The organism is Adhaeribacter terrigena (genome assembly GCF_016623615.1).
Taxonomy (GTDB): Bacteria; Bacteroidota; Bacteroidia; order Cytophagales; family Hymenobacteraceae; genus Adhaeribacter_A; species Adhaeribacter_A terrigena.
In genome coordinates, this window is the sequence record NZ_JAEHFX010000007.1 from 172,271 (window position 1) to 190,250 (window position 17,980).

The 17,980-nt window shown below is 42.0% G+C and carries 18 protein-coding genes; 13 read left to right on the plus strand and 5 right to left on the minus strand.

Features of this window, described 5'->3' with window-relative positions:
- Window positions 1-46: 46 nt before the first annotated feature.
- Together I5M27_RS13935 and radC are read right to left on the minus strand one after the other, a co-directional pair.
- A complete protein-coding gene (locus I5M27_RS13935; RefSeq protein WP_200506928.1) occupies window positions 47-667 on the minus strand; it encodes a DUF1684 domain-containing protein in 621 nt (206 codons plus the stop codon).
- 131 nt (window positions 668-798) lie between these two features.
- Window positions 799-1,518, minus strand: a complete 720-nt coding sequence (gene radC, locus I5M27_RS13940; protein ID WP_200506929.1) for a RadC family protein — start codon at window positions 1,516-1,518, stop codon at window positions 799-801.
- Between the two features lie 122 nt (window positions 1,519-1,640).
- Here radC and I5M27_RS13945 point away from each other — a divergent pair, with 122 nt between their 5' ends.
- From I5M27_RS13945 to uvsE, 5 genes are all read left to right on the plus strand, one after another.
- Complete coding sequence (locus tag I5M27_RS13945; protein WP_200506930.1) at window positions 1,641-2,879, plus strand: metallophosphoesterase; 1,239 nt, start codon at window positions 1,641-1,643, stop codon at window positions 2,877-2,879.
- A gap of 88 nt (window positions 2,880-2,967) precedes the next feature.
- Window positions 2,968-3,207, plus strand: coding sequence for a hypothetical protein (locus tag I5M27_RS13950; RefSeq protein WP_200506931.1), 240 nt, complete (start codon window positions 2,968-2,970; stop codon window positions 3,205-3,207).
- 115 nt (window positions 3,208-3,322) lie between these two features.
- Entirely contained in the window at window positions 3,323-3,958 is a 636-nt protein-coding gene (locus I5M27_RS13955) for a hypothetical protein (RefSeq protein ID WP_200506932.1), read from the plus strand.
- Window positions 3,959-4,110: 152 nt separating this feature from the next.
- Entirely contained in the window at window positions 4,111-4,788 is a 678-nt protein-coding gene (locus tag I5M27_RS13960; protein WP_200506933.1) for a carboxypeptidase-like regulatory domain-containing protein, read from the plus strand.
- Window positions 4,789-4,901: 113 nt separating this feature from the next.
- Window positions 4,902-5,792, plus strand: a complete 891-nt coding sequence (gene uvsE / locus I5M27_RS13965) for a UV DNA damage repair endonuclease UvsE (RefSeq protein WP_200506934.1) — start codon at window positions 4,902-4,904, stop codon at window positions 5,790-5,792.
- Here uvsE and I5M27_RS13970 read toward each other — a convergent pair.
- Window positions 5,781-6,482: a TIGR02117 family protein gene (locus tag I5M27_RS13970; RefSeq protein ID WP_200506935.1), complete on the minus strand. Its 702-nt coding sequence runs from the start codon at window positions 6,480-6,482 to the stop codon at window positions 5,781-5,783. The genes uvsE and I5M27_RS13970 overlap by 12 nt on opposite strands.
- A gap of 137 nt (window positions 6,483-6,619) precedes the next feature.
- Here I5M27_RS13970 and I5M27_RS13975 point away from each other — a divergent pair, with 137 nt between their 5' ends.
- Entirely contained in the window at window positions 6,620-6,781 is a 162-nt protein-coding gene (locus I5M27_RS13975) for a DUF3606 domain-containing protein (protein ID WP_200506936.1), read from the plus strand.
- A gap of 96 nt (window positions 6,782-6,877) precedes the next feature.
- On the opposite strand, the gene I5M27_RS13980 is transcribed toward I5M27_RS13975, so the two are convergent.
- Both I5M27_RS13980 and I5M27_RS13985 read right to left on the minus strand, forming a co-directional pair.
- Entirely contained in the window at window positions 6,878-8,329 is a 1,452-nt protein-coding gene (locus I5M27_RS13980) for a DNA integrity scanning protein DisA nucleotide-binding domain protein (RefSeq protein WP_200506937.1), read from the minus strand.
- A gap of 104 nt (window positions 8,330-8,433) precedes the next feature.
- Complete coding sequence (locus I5M27_RS13985) at window positions 8,434-8,910, minus strand: DUF4112 domain-containing protein (RefSeq protein ID WP_200506938.1); 477 nt, start codon at window positions 8,908-8,910, stop codon at window positions 8,434-8,436.
- A 475-nt stretch (window positions 8,911-9,385) separates the two neighbouring features.
- Between I5M27_RS13985 and I5M27_RS13990 the strand changes: the two genes are divergently transcribed.
- The 7 genes from I5M27_RS13990 (at window position 9,386) to I5M27_RS18825 (ending at window position 17,976) form a co-directional block, all read left to right on the plus strand.
- Window positions 9,386-10,174: a polysaccharide biosynthesis/export family protein gene (locus I5M27_RS13990; RefSeq protein ID WP_200506939.1), complete on the plus strand. Its 789-nt coding sequence runs from the start codon at window positions 9,386-9,388 to the stop codon at window positions 10,172-10,174.
- A gap of 120 nt (window positions 10,175-10,294) precedes the next feature.
- A complete protein-coding gene (locus tag I5M27_RS13995; RefSeq protein WP_200506940.1) occupies window positions 10,295-12,610 on the plus strand; it encodes a tyrosine-protein kinase in 2,316 nt (771 codons plus the stop codon).
- A 67-nt stretch (window positions 12,611-12,677) separates the two neighbouring features.
- Window positions 12,678-14,045, plus strand: a complete 1,368-nt coding sequence (locus tag I5M27_RS14000; RefSeq protein WP_200506941.1) for a lipopolysaccharide biosynthesis protein — start codon at window positions 12,678-12,680, stop codon at window positions 14,043-14,045.
- Window positions 14,046-14,433: 388 nt separating this feature from the next.
- Entirely contained in the window at window positions 14,434-15,330 is an 897-nt protein-coding gene (locus tag I5M27_RS14005) for a hypothetical protein (protein WP_200506942.1), read from the plus strand.
- Between the two features lie 58 nt (window positions 15,331-15,388).
- Window positions 15,389-16,480 carry a glycosyltransferase gene (locus I5M27_RS14010; RefSeq protein WP_200506943.1) on the plus strand — a complete coding sequence of 364 codons (1,092 nt, stop codon included), beginning with the start codon at window positions 15,389-15,391 and terminating at the stop codon, window positions 16,478-16,480.
- 10 nt (window positions 16,481-16,490) lie between these two features.
- On the plus strand, window positions 16,491-17,444 hold the full coding sequence (locus I5M27_RS14015) for a glycosyltransferase family 4 protein (protein ID WP_200506944.1): 954 nt from the start codon (window positions 16,491-16,493) through the stop codon (window positions 17,442-17,444).
- A gap of 4 nt (window positions 17,445-17,448) precedes the next feature.
- Window positions 17,449-17,976 carry an acyltransferase gene (locus I5M27_RS18825; RefSeq protein ID WP_200506945.1) on the plus strand — a complete coding sequence of 176 codons (528 nt, stop codon included), beginning with the start codon at window positions 17,449-17,451 and terminating at the stop codon, window positions 17,974-17,976.
- The last annotated feature ends 4 nt before the right edge of the window (window positions 17,977-17,980 follow it).

The window sequence follows — 17,980 nt, forward strand, 5'->3', positions numbered from 1 at the left end:
ATTAATTAACCCGCAAAATTAGCTATTTCCGCAGAAAAATCCGGCTTTACTTGGTGAAGTTCTTTTCGCCGGCGGGAATTTTAACGGGTAAGCGGTTTTCCTGGGGCGGTACCGGGCAATTGTATTCAGCATTATAGGCGCAGAAGGGATTGTAGGCTTTATTGAAATCTACCTCGATGCCGGCCGCATTGGTTCCGGGCATCGGCAGATCAATAAAACGGCCACCACCGTACGTTTCGAAGCCGTTGGTTTTATCAGTGAAAGGAACGAAAAGTTTGGGCTGGCCTTCTTCGTTTACTTTCTTGAAAAGCGTCAATTCGTAGGGTTTATTTTCCAGTTCGAAGGTGGCTTTGCCGAATTTTAAAAATGCTTCAGGCTCACCGCCGGTCATTTGCATGGGGTAGGTTTCCGGGTTTTCGTAGACTTCCAGGTCGGCTAAGAACTTGTAATCCGGGTTGGCGGGGAAATAATCGAGGCTGTCGAATTTCGGGCGAACGCCTTCATCTAACGGAGAATTGCGGCCTTTGAATTCGCGGTTCTTGGTTTTGCGTACCTGTTGAATGCTGCTCAGGTATTGGCTATTATCGAAGATCAGGTCATTGAGGAAATAAACGGCTATTACGCCGAGGCCCAGCAAGATGATCCAGGTTTTTAAGCTTAAACGCATACGGTTTTGGGTTATGAGTCCAGGCAAAGATACGAAAGTAGCGCAGGGTTTAAACCTGCGCTACTGTTCAAAATTCTGATAGCATCCCTAAAATCCTTTTCATCAACAAAATCCCTGAAATCGTGTTCAGACTAAAGCAAACCTTCATCCGCAAAGCTGTAATAATCGTTCTCCGTAAAAATAATGTGATCCAGCACCGGCATATCCAGCAGCAATCCGGCTTCTTTCGCTTTTTTGGTAAGGGTAATGTCGGCAGCGCTGGGTTTCGTGTTTCCGGAGGGATGATTATGGACCAGAATGATTGAACTGCAGCTGCTTTCTATTGCTTTCTTAAAAATAATCTTTGGGTCGGCTACCGTGCCGGCAATACCGCCGGAACTGATTTGGACTTTCTGCATCACCACATTGGCGCGGTTCAGTAGAATAATCCAGAATTCTTCGTGCGGCAGATCTAATAGTTGGGGCTTGATATAATTGTAAATATCGGTGCTACAAGTTATAGTAGTTCTTGCGGCAGCGGCGGTTTCTTTCCGGCGGCGGCCCAGTTCCAGGGCGCTGACAATGGTGATGGCTTTGGCTTCGCCGATCCCTTTGATCTTTTTCAAATCTTTAATAGAAAGCTTCGCCAACGCGTTCAGGTCATTATCTACAGAACCCATGATCAGTTTTCCGACATCTACGGCGGTAAGTTTGGCGGTGCCTGATCCGATCAGGATGGCGATCAGCTCAGCATCGGACAAAGCCGCTCTGCCTTTTAACAATAATTTTTCTCTGGGACGGTCGTCTTCGGCCCAGCTTTTTATGCCCAGGGTTGGCGCGTAAGCGGTAATTTGTAGCAGGTTTTCGGCCATAAAAGGATAGCGTTTTTGTTCATGCGCCTAATGTTTTTAAATTGAAAATAGTTCAGCCCTTCCCTGAACTAGCAGAAAAAGCCCGCGTAAGCAATAAAAATTTTCAGGTTGAAGAATTTCAGATGCAAAAACTGACCACCATTTTCCTTGCCGGGCTGCTGATTTTCCTGGTAGATCTTTACGTTTTTCAGGCAGTACGATTGGTTATGCAGGAGTTGCCGGGTACCGGCCAGGCTGCCATTACCGGTTTGTTTTGGGGCTGGTCGGCGTTTACGTTTATAACCCTGGTGCTGGCTTTGCTTTCGCGCGGCACGCCGCCCACGCCTTTCCGCACGTATTGGGCCACGGTGCTTTTCATTGTTTTTGCATCGAAACTGGTGGTAATTCTGTTCCTTTTCCTGGAAGATACGTTGCGGCTGATGCTGTGGCTGATCCCGGACTTTCCCGGCGATTCAACGGCTGGTACTACGCCATTGCGAAGTCCTACCTGGAGCAAAGTAGCGTTACTGGCAGGGGCCATACCGTTTACCGCTTTTATTTATGGTATGGCCTTTGGCGCTTTTCATTATAAAATAAAACATATCCTGCTGACTTTTCCGAACCTGCCGCCAGCTTTTCAGGGTTTTAAAATGGTGCAGATCTCCGATTTACATACCGGGAGTTTTTCAACCAGAAAGCCGCTCGAAAAAGCAGTAAAACTGATCAATGCACAACAAGCTGATGTGGTGTTCTTTACCGGCGATCTGGTGAATAACGTGGCCACGGAAGTTGAACCTTATATTCCGGTTTTAGGCCAATTACGCGCCAAGGAAGGAGTTTTTTCGGTGCTCGGCAACCACGATTACGGCGATTATGTACGCTGGCCCAACCGGTTGGCTAAAATAGAAAACCTGGAACGGCTCAAACACACCCATGCGCGCATGGGCTGGCGGCTGCTCATAAACGAACACGTAAAACTGGAACGCAACGGAGAAAAGATTGGTATTCTGGGCGTAGAAAACTGGGGCAACCGCGCCGGCTTCCCCAAATATGGCAAACTCTATAAAGCGCATCAGGGAACCGAAGAGCTGCCCTTCAAAGTATTGCTCTCACACGATCCCTCGCACTGGGACGGCGAAGTGAACACCAAATTCCCGGACGTAGACCTGATGCTTTCCGGGCATACGCATGGCATGCAGTTCGGCTTTAATTTCAAATTCTTCCGTTGGAGCCCGGTGCAATACGTGTATAAGCAATGGTCAGGTTTATACCGAAAAGGGTCACAATATTTATATGTAAACGTGGGCCTGGGCTTTCTGGGCTACCCGGGCAGGGTGGGATTCCGGCCGGAAATTACGGTTTTCGAACTTCGCCATAATTAGATCTGTATCAGGAAAATACAACTTTGCCTATATAGTTTGCGTAAGTAGCGCTATAATTTTCAGGTTTTAAAACCGCAACCTATAAACTATGAAAAAACTATTGATGATTTTTGCCGGAGCGGCCCTGTTTTCGTTTCAGGCCTGCCAGGGAGATACGTCGGATGGTAAAGTAAATACCAACGAGAATACTCAGGAAACCTCCCAGAGCGTGATGGATGCCGGCAACGAGGGCTCTAATGCCAGTTCCGATACCGATTCGAGCAATGCCCGCATGGAAGAGCATACACGCATGAACCAGGCCGCCGAAGAGGCTGAACCAAAGCGCTAAGCTTTCATCCACAGCGTTTTTCAGCTTAAAGGCATCGCGTTTTTAAGCTGGCCGCCAAGTGCATTCAGCGGCATTGCCTTAAATTTCAACATTTCCAATTTTAAATTTCTGAACTATGAAGAAATCAGTTTTCCTGTTGCTGGGCACCGGCCTGTTTGCGTTTGCCTCCTGCAACAAAACCGAAAAAACCACCTCTGATACCGCGGTGGTAACTGAAAATACGGAACCGGTAGATAACGAGGCCATGTACCGCGACCGGGCAAAAGAAGTATCGCGCCAGATGGCCCGCGACCTGCAATTTGATGCCGATACGCTTATGCAAAGCCAGGTTAGCAAGGTTTATTATACCCGCGCGCAACGTCGTAACGAGGCCCGCGGCCGATATGCTACCGATACAACCGGGATGTATGCCGAAATGCGGGAAATAGACCTTGAAGCTGATAAAGAATTCCAGCGCATCCTGAAACCAGAGCAGTATAAAGTTTACGAAACCAACCGCGTTACCTATTATGGCGGCTTCGAAGAAACGGATATGCCCAGCCCGGGCTTCGATACCAGTTCTTATGCCGCAACCACAAGTGGCGCCGCTACGGGAAGCGCCGCTTCTACCACCGGCAGCAATGCCAAGGTAAAAACCAAAACGGAAAAAGACGGCGATACCAAAACTGAAATTGAAGACGGCAAATCGCAAACTAAAATAAAGACCGATGCCGACGGCGAAACCAAAATAAAAACCAAAGAGAGAAATTAAGCGAAATAATCTGCTTTATTTCCCGTTCCAGAAAAGCCTGCGCTAAACCCGCGGGCTTTTTTATTGTCTGAAGGCCAAACGGTATGGTTTAGGCGCCTAAAAGTATGCAGGCTTTGCCTTGGGCAACTGTTGCTTAAATCTTACATTTGCGTATGCTGCGTTTTTTACTTTTGCTGATCTTCTTTTCCGGTAGCAGCCTATGCCAGGCGCAAACCCAGGCCGTCTGGGTAACGGTAAGCGGGCAGGTCATGCAGGCTGAAACGAACAAACCTTTAACCGGCGTTTCGCTCGTAGCCCGGCCCAGCCGCAGTGGCACCACCACCCAGGCCGACGGCACCTTCCGCTTAAAAGCCCGCCCCGGCGATACGATCACCTTCAGTTCGGTGGGGTTTCAAAACGCTAGCTATTTCGTATCTAAAACTCTGCTGCAAGCCAACGTGAAAATTGTATTGTTGGAAAAAAGTCAGGAGTTGCAGGAAGTGGAAATCACTACGCGGCCTTCGGCAGAAAAAATAAACCGCGTATTGCGCAACATGAAACGCGAACCCGAACCCAGCCCCACTAAAGCGCCGCCCCCACCCCAGCCCCTTTTCGAAGAAAAAGAAACAACCCCGGTAAAACCGGGTGCGATCTCCAATCCGGCTTCGTTTCTTTACGACAAGTACTCCAAAGAAGGAAAAGAACGCCAGAAAATGAACGAGATCTTAGAAGAAAAGCAACGGCTGAAACGCGATTCGGTAAACCGCAAAAAGGAAGTGGAGTACGACAAGCTTTTCCTGGATCGTAACCAGCCTTTTAAACAAAATCACTTTTATTACCGCCACCGCTGATTTATTTTATTGCTTGGCTTATACTATCTTATGAGTTTTCCAGGCTAAAACGCTACCGTTTTTTAAACAAAAACTGCTTTTTAGGGTTAAAAGATTTCGCGCGTTTTAGCTTTATGAAAATCGGATATCCCTGCATCAACGAGTCGCTTCCCTGCACCTCTTCTTCCACCTTCCGGCTGGCTTCTTTTTCGGAAGAACGGCTGCTGGAAACCACTGCCAGAAACTTCGCCTGCCTCGAAAATATCCTGGAATACAACGTGGCTCATAACCTGCTTTTCTTCCGGATGAGTTCGGACCTGGTGCCCTTCGCTTCGCATAAAATCTGCACGGTAGACTGGCAAATGCACTTTAAAAGCACGTTGGAAAAGATTGGCCGCTACATTCAAAACCACGGTTTGCGTATTTCCATGCATCCCGATCAGTTTGTGGTTTTAAATTCGCCCAAACCCGAAATTGTGGAGAACAGCGTGCGCGAACTGGTTTATCAGTGCGAGGTAATGGATCTGATGCAACTGGAAAGCTCAGCCAAACTGCAGATCCACGGCGGCGGCGTTTACGGCGATAAACCAGCCGCTATGCAGCGCTTCATCGAAACCTACGCCTTGCTGCCCGAAAACGTAAAAAACCGCCTGGTAATAGAAAACGACGACCGTTTATACAGCCTCCAGGATTGTTTGTTTATACATGAGCAAACCGGCATTCCGATCCTGTTCGATAATTTTCACCACGAATGCCTGAACAACGGCGAACCGATGCACGAAGCGCTGGCTTTAGCTGCACAAACCTGGCAGGAAAATGACGGCATTCTGATGATGGATTACAGCTCACAGGCCTTGGGCGAACGCAAGGGAAAACACACCGACCAGATCGTAGAAGCACTTTTCCGGGAATTTTTACTGGAGCTGCGCGGCCTGGACCTGGATATTATGCTGGAAATAAAAAACAAGGAAGTAAGCGCTTTAAAAGCCGTTTCTATTGCCCGCGAAATGGGTTTACTCGTTTAGATTCCGGAGTTTGCGCATCATTAAATGCGGCAGCGGCGCCCAGAAAACGGTTTCTACGTCCGCTTTTTTCAGCGCCGTGTTGGTCCAGCCATTGCAGGTTTTAATAAGCGAAAACCGGCCGTTGGCTTCGTAAAAATTATCGGTGCTGGTATAACCTTTACTTTCTATGAGCAAAAACCTACCGTTTTTATCTTGCTGAAAGGTATTAAAAATGTATTGCACCAGTTTGGCGTATTGTTCTTCGGAAAGGTGCAATTTAATTTCTTTTTTACCGGGCTTAGGCGCTTTCGGCAAATAATAAACGTGCATCGCGCTTTTGCCTATGCCCAACGCAGCCGAAAGCGCTACATCTAAATTCAGGTCGCCCCATTCCGGAGTTTCCATGTAAAAGCGGCGGTTGCCCCAGCCAAAAGCAAAATGCGTGAACGTAGAATCGGCGCCAGGATAATCTTTTAAAGGCAAATGCCGGCGCCAATCGATGGTGTTTGTTTTGGCGGGCAGAACCAAATCGGTGTGCACGCCGTTATCTATAACGAAGACCGCAATTCCCTTCTCTGCCTGCGCAAAACTATTGTTTACCGGAATAAGCCCGAAAAACACGATCAGAACGGAATATAGCAATACAAATCCCAGCAAAAAAGCGCCTAAACCCGCAACCCATCTGGCAATTTTCACGAATGCATGTTTCATGCTTTTTATACGGTAACGCCTGCAAAGTAACCCTGGTCATACTAAGCACGTGAATCTGTAAAAATTACAAAAAACCAATGCTAAAAAAATGGCACTGAAATTGCCGTTGAACCTACGAGAACAAACCTTTGAACACCATGCAGAACTTACGAGAAGAAAACAACCGCATTAGCCTGGAACTGAACCACGAAATCCGCTACTGGACCCAGCAATTAAAATGCAGTAAAGAAGAATTACGCCGTGCCGTTAGAAAAGTGGGCGCCTGCGTTACGGCTGTTCGCCGCGAACTGGCCCGGTAATTTTTATTGAATGTCTTTGCTGCGAATCGCGGAGAGGTTTATCAAAAAAATCACTTCATAATGCAAAAAAAATGGCAGGCAGAACCATTCTAAAACTCAGGGTTTCCGGATCAGGTTTATCAGGCCGTCTTCCGAAACCACTACCGCCAGGCAATTATGCGAACTTGTTTCTACGTAACGGATGGCCGAATTATACCGCGCACCGCGCGCTGCATTGCCATTTTCTGAAGCCAGCCCATCCAGTATCAGCCCGATAGCGTGGCAATGACCTTCGGTATCGAGCAGCATGGCGCCGTCTATCTGGGTTAATTGCCGGATAAAGCTGGGTGCCATGGCCATGGGCGAAACTTTAAAACTCTGCTTTGCCAGCCTTTTGGCTTCTTCTGCCGCACCTTCCGAAATTACCACAATAGTGCCATGCCGCAGTTTGGTTACTTCGTGCATCAGCAGCCAGAGTTTCTGCGCATTTTCTTCCGGCAGCGCCGGGAAAGTCAAACCCAGGTCGCGGCGGAATTTTTGTTCATCGAGCTGGCCCTTGGGTAAGTTCGGTACGCCATAAGCCACTTTCATCATCACGTGGCCGGCATGTACAAATTCCCAGGTATAGTGCTTCGTGAAATTGATCATAAACACTTCGGCCTTGCTGAAATCATGGCCCGGTTTCAAACTCCCCAATCCATACACATTCACCGCATCCGAAAGCAGCCGGATATTACCTTCGGCCAGTTCCAGCAGTTTTCGCACCGAACGGTAGTCGCGCAGCGGCACGGGCGTATCTAAGGTGAGCAATTGGTAGATTTCCGGATGGTTCCGTTTTGTCAGCAGCATAGAGCCCACGCCTTCCGAACCTTCATATTTTAAAGCCGAAATGGCGTTACAGGCATCAAACAAACCATGGCTCGAGCCGGCCGGCGTGTACATGAACCGTTTGCCGGCGGCCCGCAAAACCTCGCTGTAATCGCGGTCCAGAATACTCTTTCCGGAAGCAAATTCAGTTTCGTGCAGGGCCTTTACGCAATCGTTCAGGAATTCAGTAACCGTGGCGTCCAGGAAAGATACAGCCGGCGTGTGGGTTTGCCTGGCGGGCACCGGCGGCAGCGTGTAATGCGACAAAAACACGCTCCGGTCGAAATGCAACGTAACCAATACCAGCAGATCGTTTACCCAAACCGGACAGGCGCACAAAGAAAGCCGGTTTTGTCCCCGTTCCAGGTTCAGTTCATTAAGCAACACCTGCAGGTTAAGCCGGAGTAATTGCTGCTGCACAATGCGTTCGTGGCGTTCGTTTTCGCTTAAGTGGCCGCTGTCTTTATAGCGTTCGGCTTCCTGTTTTTCGAATTTGGCAATCTGGAAAATAAATCCCTGAAAACGCTCAAAATCGAAACTGATCTCGTTCGGTTCCAGAATGATCGTGTGCTTTGCCTTTTTACCGGTTCTCCCGAAGGCTGCAATAGAAACTTCCGGCTTCAGGTTGCGGTCTAGGCCCGAAAAAATACCTTCGGCTGCCAGTTGCGCCGAAACCCGGAATAAGGTCTGGTTATGCCACATCTGCGCGGAAGTTTAAAATAACGGTAAAGAAAAACGGTAGGTTTTCAAGGCAAAAAAGTCTGATGCTGGTTTATGAAAAAGAAAGCGGCCTGTATGAAAGCAGGTTACCAAAGATCCTGGACATAACCGTAAAGCCAGCCGATCAGTTTGGCAAGTCCGTACATTACCAATGCAAAAGCGAGCACCATAATTATAATAATTACGGTGAGGAAGCCGGTGCCCGACCCCTGGTATTTGCCTTCATGATAATGCGCTTTCAGCAGCCGCACGTTGCGCTCGTTGGCCTTATATCCAAAATCGAAAAGCGCCCCTAGTATAGGAATGCTGCCAATAACCATGTCCAGAATAATGTTCACCACCATCCGGATGATCAGGTGACGGCTGGCACCGTGCCGGGCCATGGTAAGTACCAGCGTCCCCGAAACTGCAAATGAAGAAACATCGCCCAGGAAAGGAACCAAACCCAGGATCGGGTCCAGCCCGAAACGAAAATTCGTACCCGGCAGGCGGAACTGGCTATCCATTAAGCGCGCAACACTTTCAACCCAGCGCAATTTCTTAGCATCGTCGTTAACAGCCATATATAGGAGATTGATTATTTATTTTTCCTGCTTACGGTTTTACGGCAAAAGGTTTGCAAACGTCGCAGATTTCGCTTTGCCGTTTTTTTCAGCCAATAAAAAACGGTAGGCTTCCGGGCATAAAAACTGCTACAATTATGCAGGCTTGAAAGAAAACGGGAAACGCTATGATCTAAGGCACAAAAAATGCATACCCCGGCAGAATAAAAAACGTGCCAAAATTTCCCTGCTCTGTGTTAAAAACAACTGATTTACTATAATTAAGCCAATAAAATACTTACCTTTGCGGGCTTAATATCTGAAATTACGCAGCCACGATAAAGTCCCTGATGGAGGGAAAAGGAAGAAGAAAAAGCGTCACCGGTTTGTTGTTAAGAATCGAAGGCCGTAAAAATCTCCTCTTGTTCTCCCTGAAAGTGCGCCTGAGAACGCGGGTAAGATCAGTGTAATCATACGAATTCGTTTAAAAACCTATATGAGAGTTCTATTCCCCGTGCTACTGATCATAGCACTGGCAACATCCTGCGTCAGCCAGAAAGAGGTAACTTACTTTCAGGCCGCAGATCTAAACAAAGATTCCGGTCAGGTTGCGGTGCAGGAAAAATATATCCGTCAGCTTCAGCCCGGCGATATTCTTTCCATTCTCGTGAGCAGTTTAAGCCCGGAAGCCAGCGCGATGTTCAACCCCTACCAGATGGGCAATAATATGAACATGCAGCAACAAACTACCCAATCTACGGCACCTACCCCGGCTACCGGTTTCCTGATAGATGAAGAAGGCGCCATAACCTTACCATTGGTGGGTAAAATAAAACTAGCCGGGCTTACTACCGGCGAAGCGGGCACCCTTCTCACCAAAAGCCTGGACAAGTACCTGCAGCAACCCACCGTGAACGTACGCATCATCAATTTTAAAGTTTCAGTTTTAGGCGAAGTTACCCGCCCGTCGGTTTACACCATCCCGAACGAAACGATCACGTTGCCCGAAGCCCTGGGCCTGGCCGGCGACCTGACCATTTACGGCAAACGCAACAACATCCTGGTGATCCGGGAAACGGAAGGGAAACGCTCCTTTAACCGGGTAGACCTCACCAAACGCGATTTTTTCAATTCCCCTTATTATTACCTGCACGCTAACGATGTGATTTATGTAGAGCCCACCGCCGGCCGCATCACCTCTACGGACCGCGCTGTGCAACTGGCGCCGGTAGTTTTAAGCGGCTTAAGCATTGTAGCAGTAATTTTAACGGCATTTTTAAGATAACCGCATTTTAGTTCGCATAAAAGCATAGCCAATTAAACTTAATTCAGGCACGCCTTGTTTGCCCCGAAGCTTCGAAAAAACAGCAGCATTTAAGAATAACAGGTGCAATAATATTTTCAGATGAATAATACTACTTCCAGAACCAACATCCCTGTTAACCCTTTCTATTTCCCGCAGGAAGAAGAAAACGAGATAAATCTGAAAGAACTGGTTTATAAGTACCTGGCCTACTGGAAATGGTTTGCCCTTTCGCTTGCCCTGGCTTTGCTGACAGCTTTCATTTATCTGAAAACCCAGAACCCGCAATACAAGATCACCAGCAGCGTCCTGATAAAAGACAACAAGAACAATCTGGGCCAGGACGACCTGATGAAACAGCTCGACATTTTCTCTTCCAACAAGGTGGTAGACAATGAGATCGAAATTCTGAAATCTTTCACGCTCATGGAAAAGGTAATAACCAACCTGAACCTGCACGTACAATATTTCACCTCCGATTCCTTTAAGGACATCGAACTATATGGCCAGACCTCCCCAATTCACCTGGAAGTAATAAAAGCCAACGACCTTGCCTTCGAAGAACCACTGGAAATAAAAATTACCAGTAAAAACGCTATCGAAATCAACGGCAAAACTCATCCGCTGAACCAGCTCATTCAGACTGAAGCCGGCACTTTTAAAATAAGCCTTACCGGAAAAAACCCGGACCTGCATGAGCTTACCGTGCATCTTTCGCCTATCCAGCCTTTAGTTGAAGATTATCTGGAAAACCTGAAAGTGGAAACCAGCTCCAAAATGTCCTCGGTTTTAATGCTGAGCTTGGAAAGCCCCGTGCAGGAAAAAGGCAAGGATATTCTGAACAAACTGATCGAAGTTTACAACGCTGCCGGCTTGGAAGACAAAAACAAAGTAGCTGCCAACACCCTCGTTTTCATCGACGAACGCTTGGCCCTGATCTCCAAAGACCTGACCGAAGTAGAAAAGAACGTAGAAGAATTCAAATCCCGGGAAGGCATTACCGATATCAGCGCAGAATCAAAACTTTTTCTGGAAAGTGTAAAAGAAAACGATGCCCAGCTGAACCAGGTAAAAATTCAGCAAGGTATCCTGAACAGCATCGAGCAATACGTACGCAACAAGGAAAATAAAACCGGTACCGTGCCGGCCACTTTAGGCCTCAGCGATCCGGTGCTTTTAGGCTTATTAGATCAGTTGGCCGAACTCGAAGCCAAACGCGTGCAAACCAGCAAGTTGGTAAAGGCCGATAATCCCATGATGATCGCCATCGAAGATCAGATCGGCAACCTGAAAAAGAGCCTGAATGAAAACATCCAGACCTTCCGGAAAAGCCTGGCCATTACCCGCCAGCAACTGGAGCGCCAGAATGCCAAAATGGAAAGCCTGATCCGCACGGTGCCCGGCAAAGAACGCGCCTTGCTCGATATTTCCCGCCAACAAGCCATTAAAAACAACCTTTACATCTTCCTCTTACAGAAACGCGAAGAAACCGCCCTTGCCTATGCCTCTGCAGTTTCCGACAGCCGCACCATCGACGAAGCCCGCAGCAGCAACAAACCGGTAAAACCAGTTAAACGCAACATTTTCCTTCTATTTGCTTTAGCCGGTTTAGGCATTCCGTTCGGCTTTATTTACCTCATCGATTTGTTAAACGACAAGGTGAAAAACAGGCAGGAAATCAAAAAAGCCACCCAAGCCCCGATCCTGGCCGATATTTCTTTAGGCGACCAGGAAGAGGCTATCGTAATAAATCACCAAAGTCGCAGCGTAATTGCTGAACAAATACGCGGCTTACGGACTAACTTATCTTTTCTGGCGCCCGGCAAAGGCGTGCATACTATTCTGTTCACCTCCAGCATCAGCGGTGAAGGCAAATCCTTCGTTTCCCTGAACCTGGGAGCCAGTTTAGCGATGACTGATAAAAGAACGGTAATTCTGGAAATGGATATGCGGAAACCTAAGTTACATGCGGCATTAGAGATCCCTAATACCACCGGTATCAGTAGTTATCTTATCGGGAAAGCCAGCCTTCAGGAAATCCTCCGCCCGGTTTCCGGCCAGGAAAATTATTACGTGATCACTTGCGGACCAATTCCACCTAACCCGGTAGAATTACTGGTAAACGGCCGTTTATCAGAACTCTTTCAGGAATTAAAAGAGCAGTTCGATTACATTGTAGTAGATGCGCCGCCGGTAGGCATGGTAACAGATGCTCAGATCTTAGGGCAACATGCCGATGCAACCTTGTTTCTGGTAAGGCACAATTTTACACATAAGGCCTCTCTAAAACAGATTGACACTTTATATAAAGAGCAGAAATTCCAGAACCTGAATCTTATATTTAATGCTGTTAAAAAGGGAGGAAAATATGGCTATGGTTATAGCCATGGTTATGGATATGGTTATTACAGTAACTGATTCATATTATTTCTAATTTTCTAGAACTGAACTTGAAGCTATTATTTGAAAGATAATAGTTTATAATATGAAATCTACGCTTACAGCATCTTCGAAATTGAGTTCGATAGACTCAAGATCTAAAAAAACTTTATTCGACATAATACTTTCTTTAATAGTTAAAGGAACGAGTGTAAGCATAACTTTCATTACCATACCTCTTATTTTAAGATTTGTATCAAAAGATACTTTTGGTGTTTGGCTTGCCCTCACTTCTGCTTTCGCTTTAATTAATATAATGGATATTGGCTTAGGTGATGGCTTAAGAAATAAATTTGCTGAAGCAAAAGCGCAGAACGATTTAAAGCTAGCTAGAGCATATATCAGCACAACTTATTTTTCTAATTTCTTTTTAAGCAGTATAATAATTATGTGTTTTTTTATTTTAGAAGAACATATAAAATGGCATGTGTTGTTTAATCTACCCCAAACATTAGAAGTAGAGTTAAAATTTATTACAAGAATCTTAATTATTTCTACATCTATACAATTCTTTTTACAAGCATTTTTAAATTTACTAAAAGGGGATCAAAAAGTAGGAATCGCATCTACAATTGGCCTTATACTTAACTTATCATCTATTTTATCTATTGCCATATACCTTTATTTGGAGATACCAGGTACACTATTACATTTGAGTACCTCATATTTTATTGTTCCTAATATCTTATTATTGATTATCAGCCTAACCTTCTTTTTCACAAAATACAAATATATCTACCCTTCTATTAAAGAAATAAAGGCAAAACACTTCCATGAGCTAACAAAAATAAGCCTGAAGTTTTTTGTTATTAATATTTTTACTATTATCTCAATTCAAGCAGCTAACATTATCATTATAAGAGAATTTTCCTCCTTAGAAGTGGCTAACTATAACTTACTGTACAAATATTACTTCTTTCTAATTACAATATCTTTTATTCTATTTAATCCTTTATGGTCTTCATTTACTGAAGCAATTTTCAAAAATGATATTGAATGGATATTAAAAATATTAAATAAATGCAGGCTTATCTCACTTATTTTATCATTAATAATACCAATACTAATTTTATCATCTAATCAATTTATATCCGTTTGGACGAATCAGCCATTCAGCTCTACCTTAGAATTAAATTTGCTTTTTGGACTCTGGACTTTTTTAACAATTTATTCAGAACCACAAAAAGTATTTATTAAGGGAGCGGGCAAAATAGGCAGTTACGTAAAGGTGAGCATTATTTTTACAGTAGGTCAAATCGGTTTAACCATTGCTTTAATTAATTATCTAAACCTTGGATTAAACTCAATTCTCATCGTGAACATTATTGTTCAATTTGGATATCTTTTATTTTTTGAGAGGGTAAAAAATTCAACGATAATGAAATTAAATCAGTCAAAGACAAGTGAATTTTAAGATAAATTATTTCTTTCTGGTTTTGTATATAGTTTCATTTCAGAATGTACTATTTGAATTTGTACCTTTTTTTAAACAGTTAAATTCTTATACAACCCTCTTTGTTGATTTTGCTTTAATGTACTTAGGTATAAGTTCATTCAAATGGGCAAATAAAACCTTCAACTTCTTGCTTCTTCTATTAATTATTTTTTCAACTCTAAATTTTATTTTTGGTCCTAAGATCCTACTTATTAGCCATATAAACGGTTTAAGGGAAATAAGTAATATCTTTTTTCTGAGTGCTTTTCTAAACTTTATCTATAAATCTAATTACCAGTTTGAATTTAATGTAAAATTTAAGCGATTTGTAATCCTGTTTCTAATACTACAACTACCAATTTCTTTTTTGCAATTTAAAGAATTTAGTGCTGGCGATCATGTAGGAGGTACACTGGGAACTGGAAGCAGCGGAATACTTACCTTAACAATTTTGATTTTAATTTACTACCTGGTAGTATTAAAATCTAATAATAAAAAGCATGAGAGAAAGATTCTATATTTTTTCTCTTTTACCCCCTTTCTTATTCCATTAATATTAAATGAAACAAAAATATCTTTCATCTTAATCCCTATATTAATATTAACTTTAATTAACCCTGCACAAATAAAGTCATTAGTTGGAGCGATATCCGTCGGAACACTACTCATTGTTCTATTAATTAATAACTATTCTGACCAAGGGAAAAAATACAGCAATCCAATAAAAGAAATTTTTAATGAAGACTTTCTTGAAAGCTATCTTTTAAGTAAAGATGATAAATACGAAGATATACCCAGGTTTACTAAAATAGCATTAAGTATTAATATTTTATCAGATGATTACTTAAGCTTATTTTTCGGCAAAGAATACGGCGCTTTTAAAGGAGGGACAACATTAGAAAAATCTGAGTTTGCTTTTAGCTATGAATGGCTATTGCGAGGATCCAGACCATTTCTTTTTAACTTAATAATAATGGGTGGGGTTACTTTAGTCGTTACATTTATTGCCTTAATGTGTTGGATATTTTTTTCTAAAAAAAACCAAAGCTACAAATCAGGTAACGTTGGGTTCCTAACCTTCTTATTTGGCATTTTATTGCTCATCCTATTTTATAATGATAGCCTTAGAAATCCGGCTTTTCTAATGATATTTTTTAATCTTATTTACTTTGGGAAATATTTCCCTCAAATAGAATCAAATAAGATCCAATATTTAGCAAGTACAAATTACCCAGAAACTCCGATGCAAGAGTTGATAGCTTAATTATTTTTATAAACACATACATATTTAAACTACACTTGATACTTTCCATATTAAAAACATGCCTACTTCAATAAAGCCTAACTTATTTATTTGTACTTCCAATCAGTTTGGTTACTTAACGGACACTTATAAATATTGCGAATATGGCCGGCATCATTTTAATATAACTTATCTCTGCTGGGATTATAATCTTCCTAAAATTGAGCTAAATAATGTATCAATTATATATATTAATAGGAATGGCAACCTGTTTACAAGAAATTTTCGTCTCCTTCAGGCTATATATGATTTTATCAATAAGAATAATTTTAAATATAATTTTATAGTTTATATAAGAGGAATATCAATTGTAAAACTTTTACTTCCTACTTCATCAATAATCTTAGATATCAGAACCGCCTCAGTTCACACAAAAAAATCAAAGAGAATTATTTACAATTCATTCCTTAGAATTGAATCAATATTTTTTAAAAGAATATCGGTTATTAGTGAAGGTGTTGCAAACTCACTAAGGTTAAAAAAATTCCAAGTTCTTCCGTTAGGGGGCGACAATTTTAAGCCAATATCTTCAAGGAATTTAATACTTACATTTATTTATGTAGGAACTTTAGCGGGAAGAGACATAATAACTTTTGTTAAAGCGTTTTATCAATTTTGCTTAAATAATTCTGATCAGCATTTTGTTCTAAAAATTATTGGTGATAGCCCTAACAATGAGCTTGAGGAATTGCAAGATTTTGTCAATCAAAATCAAATCTTGAATATCGAATTATTAGGCAGAGTTAACCAAAAAGATTTACACAAACAATTTTTAAATGCAAATATTGGGGTTAGCTATATTCCTATAAAACCCTGGTATGAATTTCAACCCCCAACAAAAACATTCGAATATTTAGTTTCAGGATTACCAGTAATTGCAACTTCTACTTTTGAGAACAAAAAAATCATTCGAGAAAACAACGGGGTTCTAATCGATGACAATTTTGACTCTATCATCAATGGTTTAGAAGCCATTAAAAATAAGTTTTATTCTGGTGGCTACGATGAGAATTTAATTAAAAGTGAAAGTGAAAAATTTTCCTGGAAGTTCATTGTAGAGAATTTTTTAAAATCTGTTCTTGAAAACGGTACATTCCCAAAATCAACTTAAGTAATTAATAATGAAGGTGCTATTTATCACTAATATGTATCCAACCTCAGATTATATCTATAACGGCATACATGTAAAAGAGCAAACCGATTACTTAACCAGCAAATATAATTTAGATAGCCAGATCTATTTTATCAATGGAAGGCAATCAGCAATCAACTATTTGAAAAGTATATTTTCATTGAATTTATTTATAAATAAAAATAAATTTGATGTTATTCACATTCATTTTGGACTAACTGGTTTATTCCTGCTATTTAACCCATTCATCTATATTCCTACAGTTCTGACTATTCATGGAAGTGACATAAGTTCATCTAAACTATTCGGTTTATTACCTATAATTACTAAAATGGTAACAAAAAGAGTAAATAAGGTAATCATCTTAAACGAAAACATGTACAGCCTATTATCTAAGTATAATTATAAACTTATCCAGATTCCTTGTGGTATAAATATTAAACAATTCAATATTAAAAGGGCCAATAACCCTATTTCTTTTACCATTGGTTTTCCTGGTGATAAAAGACGCCCGGAAAAGAACTTTTCACTATTTGAAAAAATAGTAAAGGAGTTAAGAAATACACATACTAATATAGAGATAATTGAATTTCACAATTTCACTAGACAAGAAGTTATTGATAATTTAAGTAAGCTTGATTGTTTATTAATGACATCATTTAGAGAGGGCTCTCCTCAGATAGTAAAAGAAGCAATGGCGGCAGGGGTACCTATAATTTCAACGAAAGTTGGAGATGTAGAAAAACTTTTAGAAAATGTTGAAAATTGTTCTGTAATCAATAATTTCGATCACACTGAATTTCTAGAAGAGTTATTAAAATTATACGCATTAGATTATAATGAAAGAATTACAAATGGTTATTTAAAACTAGAAAGTTTATCACTTGACCAAGATTCTGTTACAGAAGCTATTTACAGTTTATATCAAACCATAAATAAGTAAAAGTTTGAAAAAAAAAATAAGTTTGGTCATTTATTTCCTCATTGCCTATAATCTTCCATCCAGTTATTTTCCGTTAGGCAAATATTTCAATATTCTGAGAGTATATTTATTAAAGAATGTAATCTCCAACTTAGGGAATAATAATAAAATCCAAAAACATGTGCGATTTGGAGATGGTCAACATATTGATATTGGTTCCTTCTGCCAAATAAACGAGAATGTTTACATCCAGAGAGCTAAAATTGGTGACTATGTGATGATAGCTCCTAATGTTTCAATACTTGGCTCATCTCATAATTTTGAACGGATTGATATTCCAATGGTAAACCAAGGTGAAACCGAGCGGCTAACCCCAATAATTAGCAATGATGTTTGGATAGGCAGAAATGCTATCATTATGCCTGGAATCAAGATCGGAGAAGGAAGTATAATTGGCGCTGGTGCAGTGGTAACTAAAGATGTAGAACCTTATTCAATAGTAGGTGGAGTTCCAGCAAAATTTATTAGGTCACGATTAATTTCCAGAAGTTAATTTT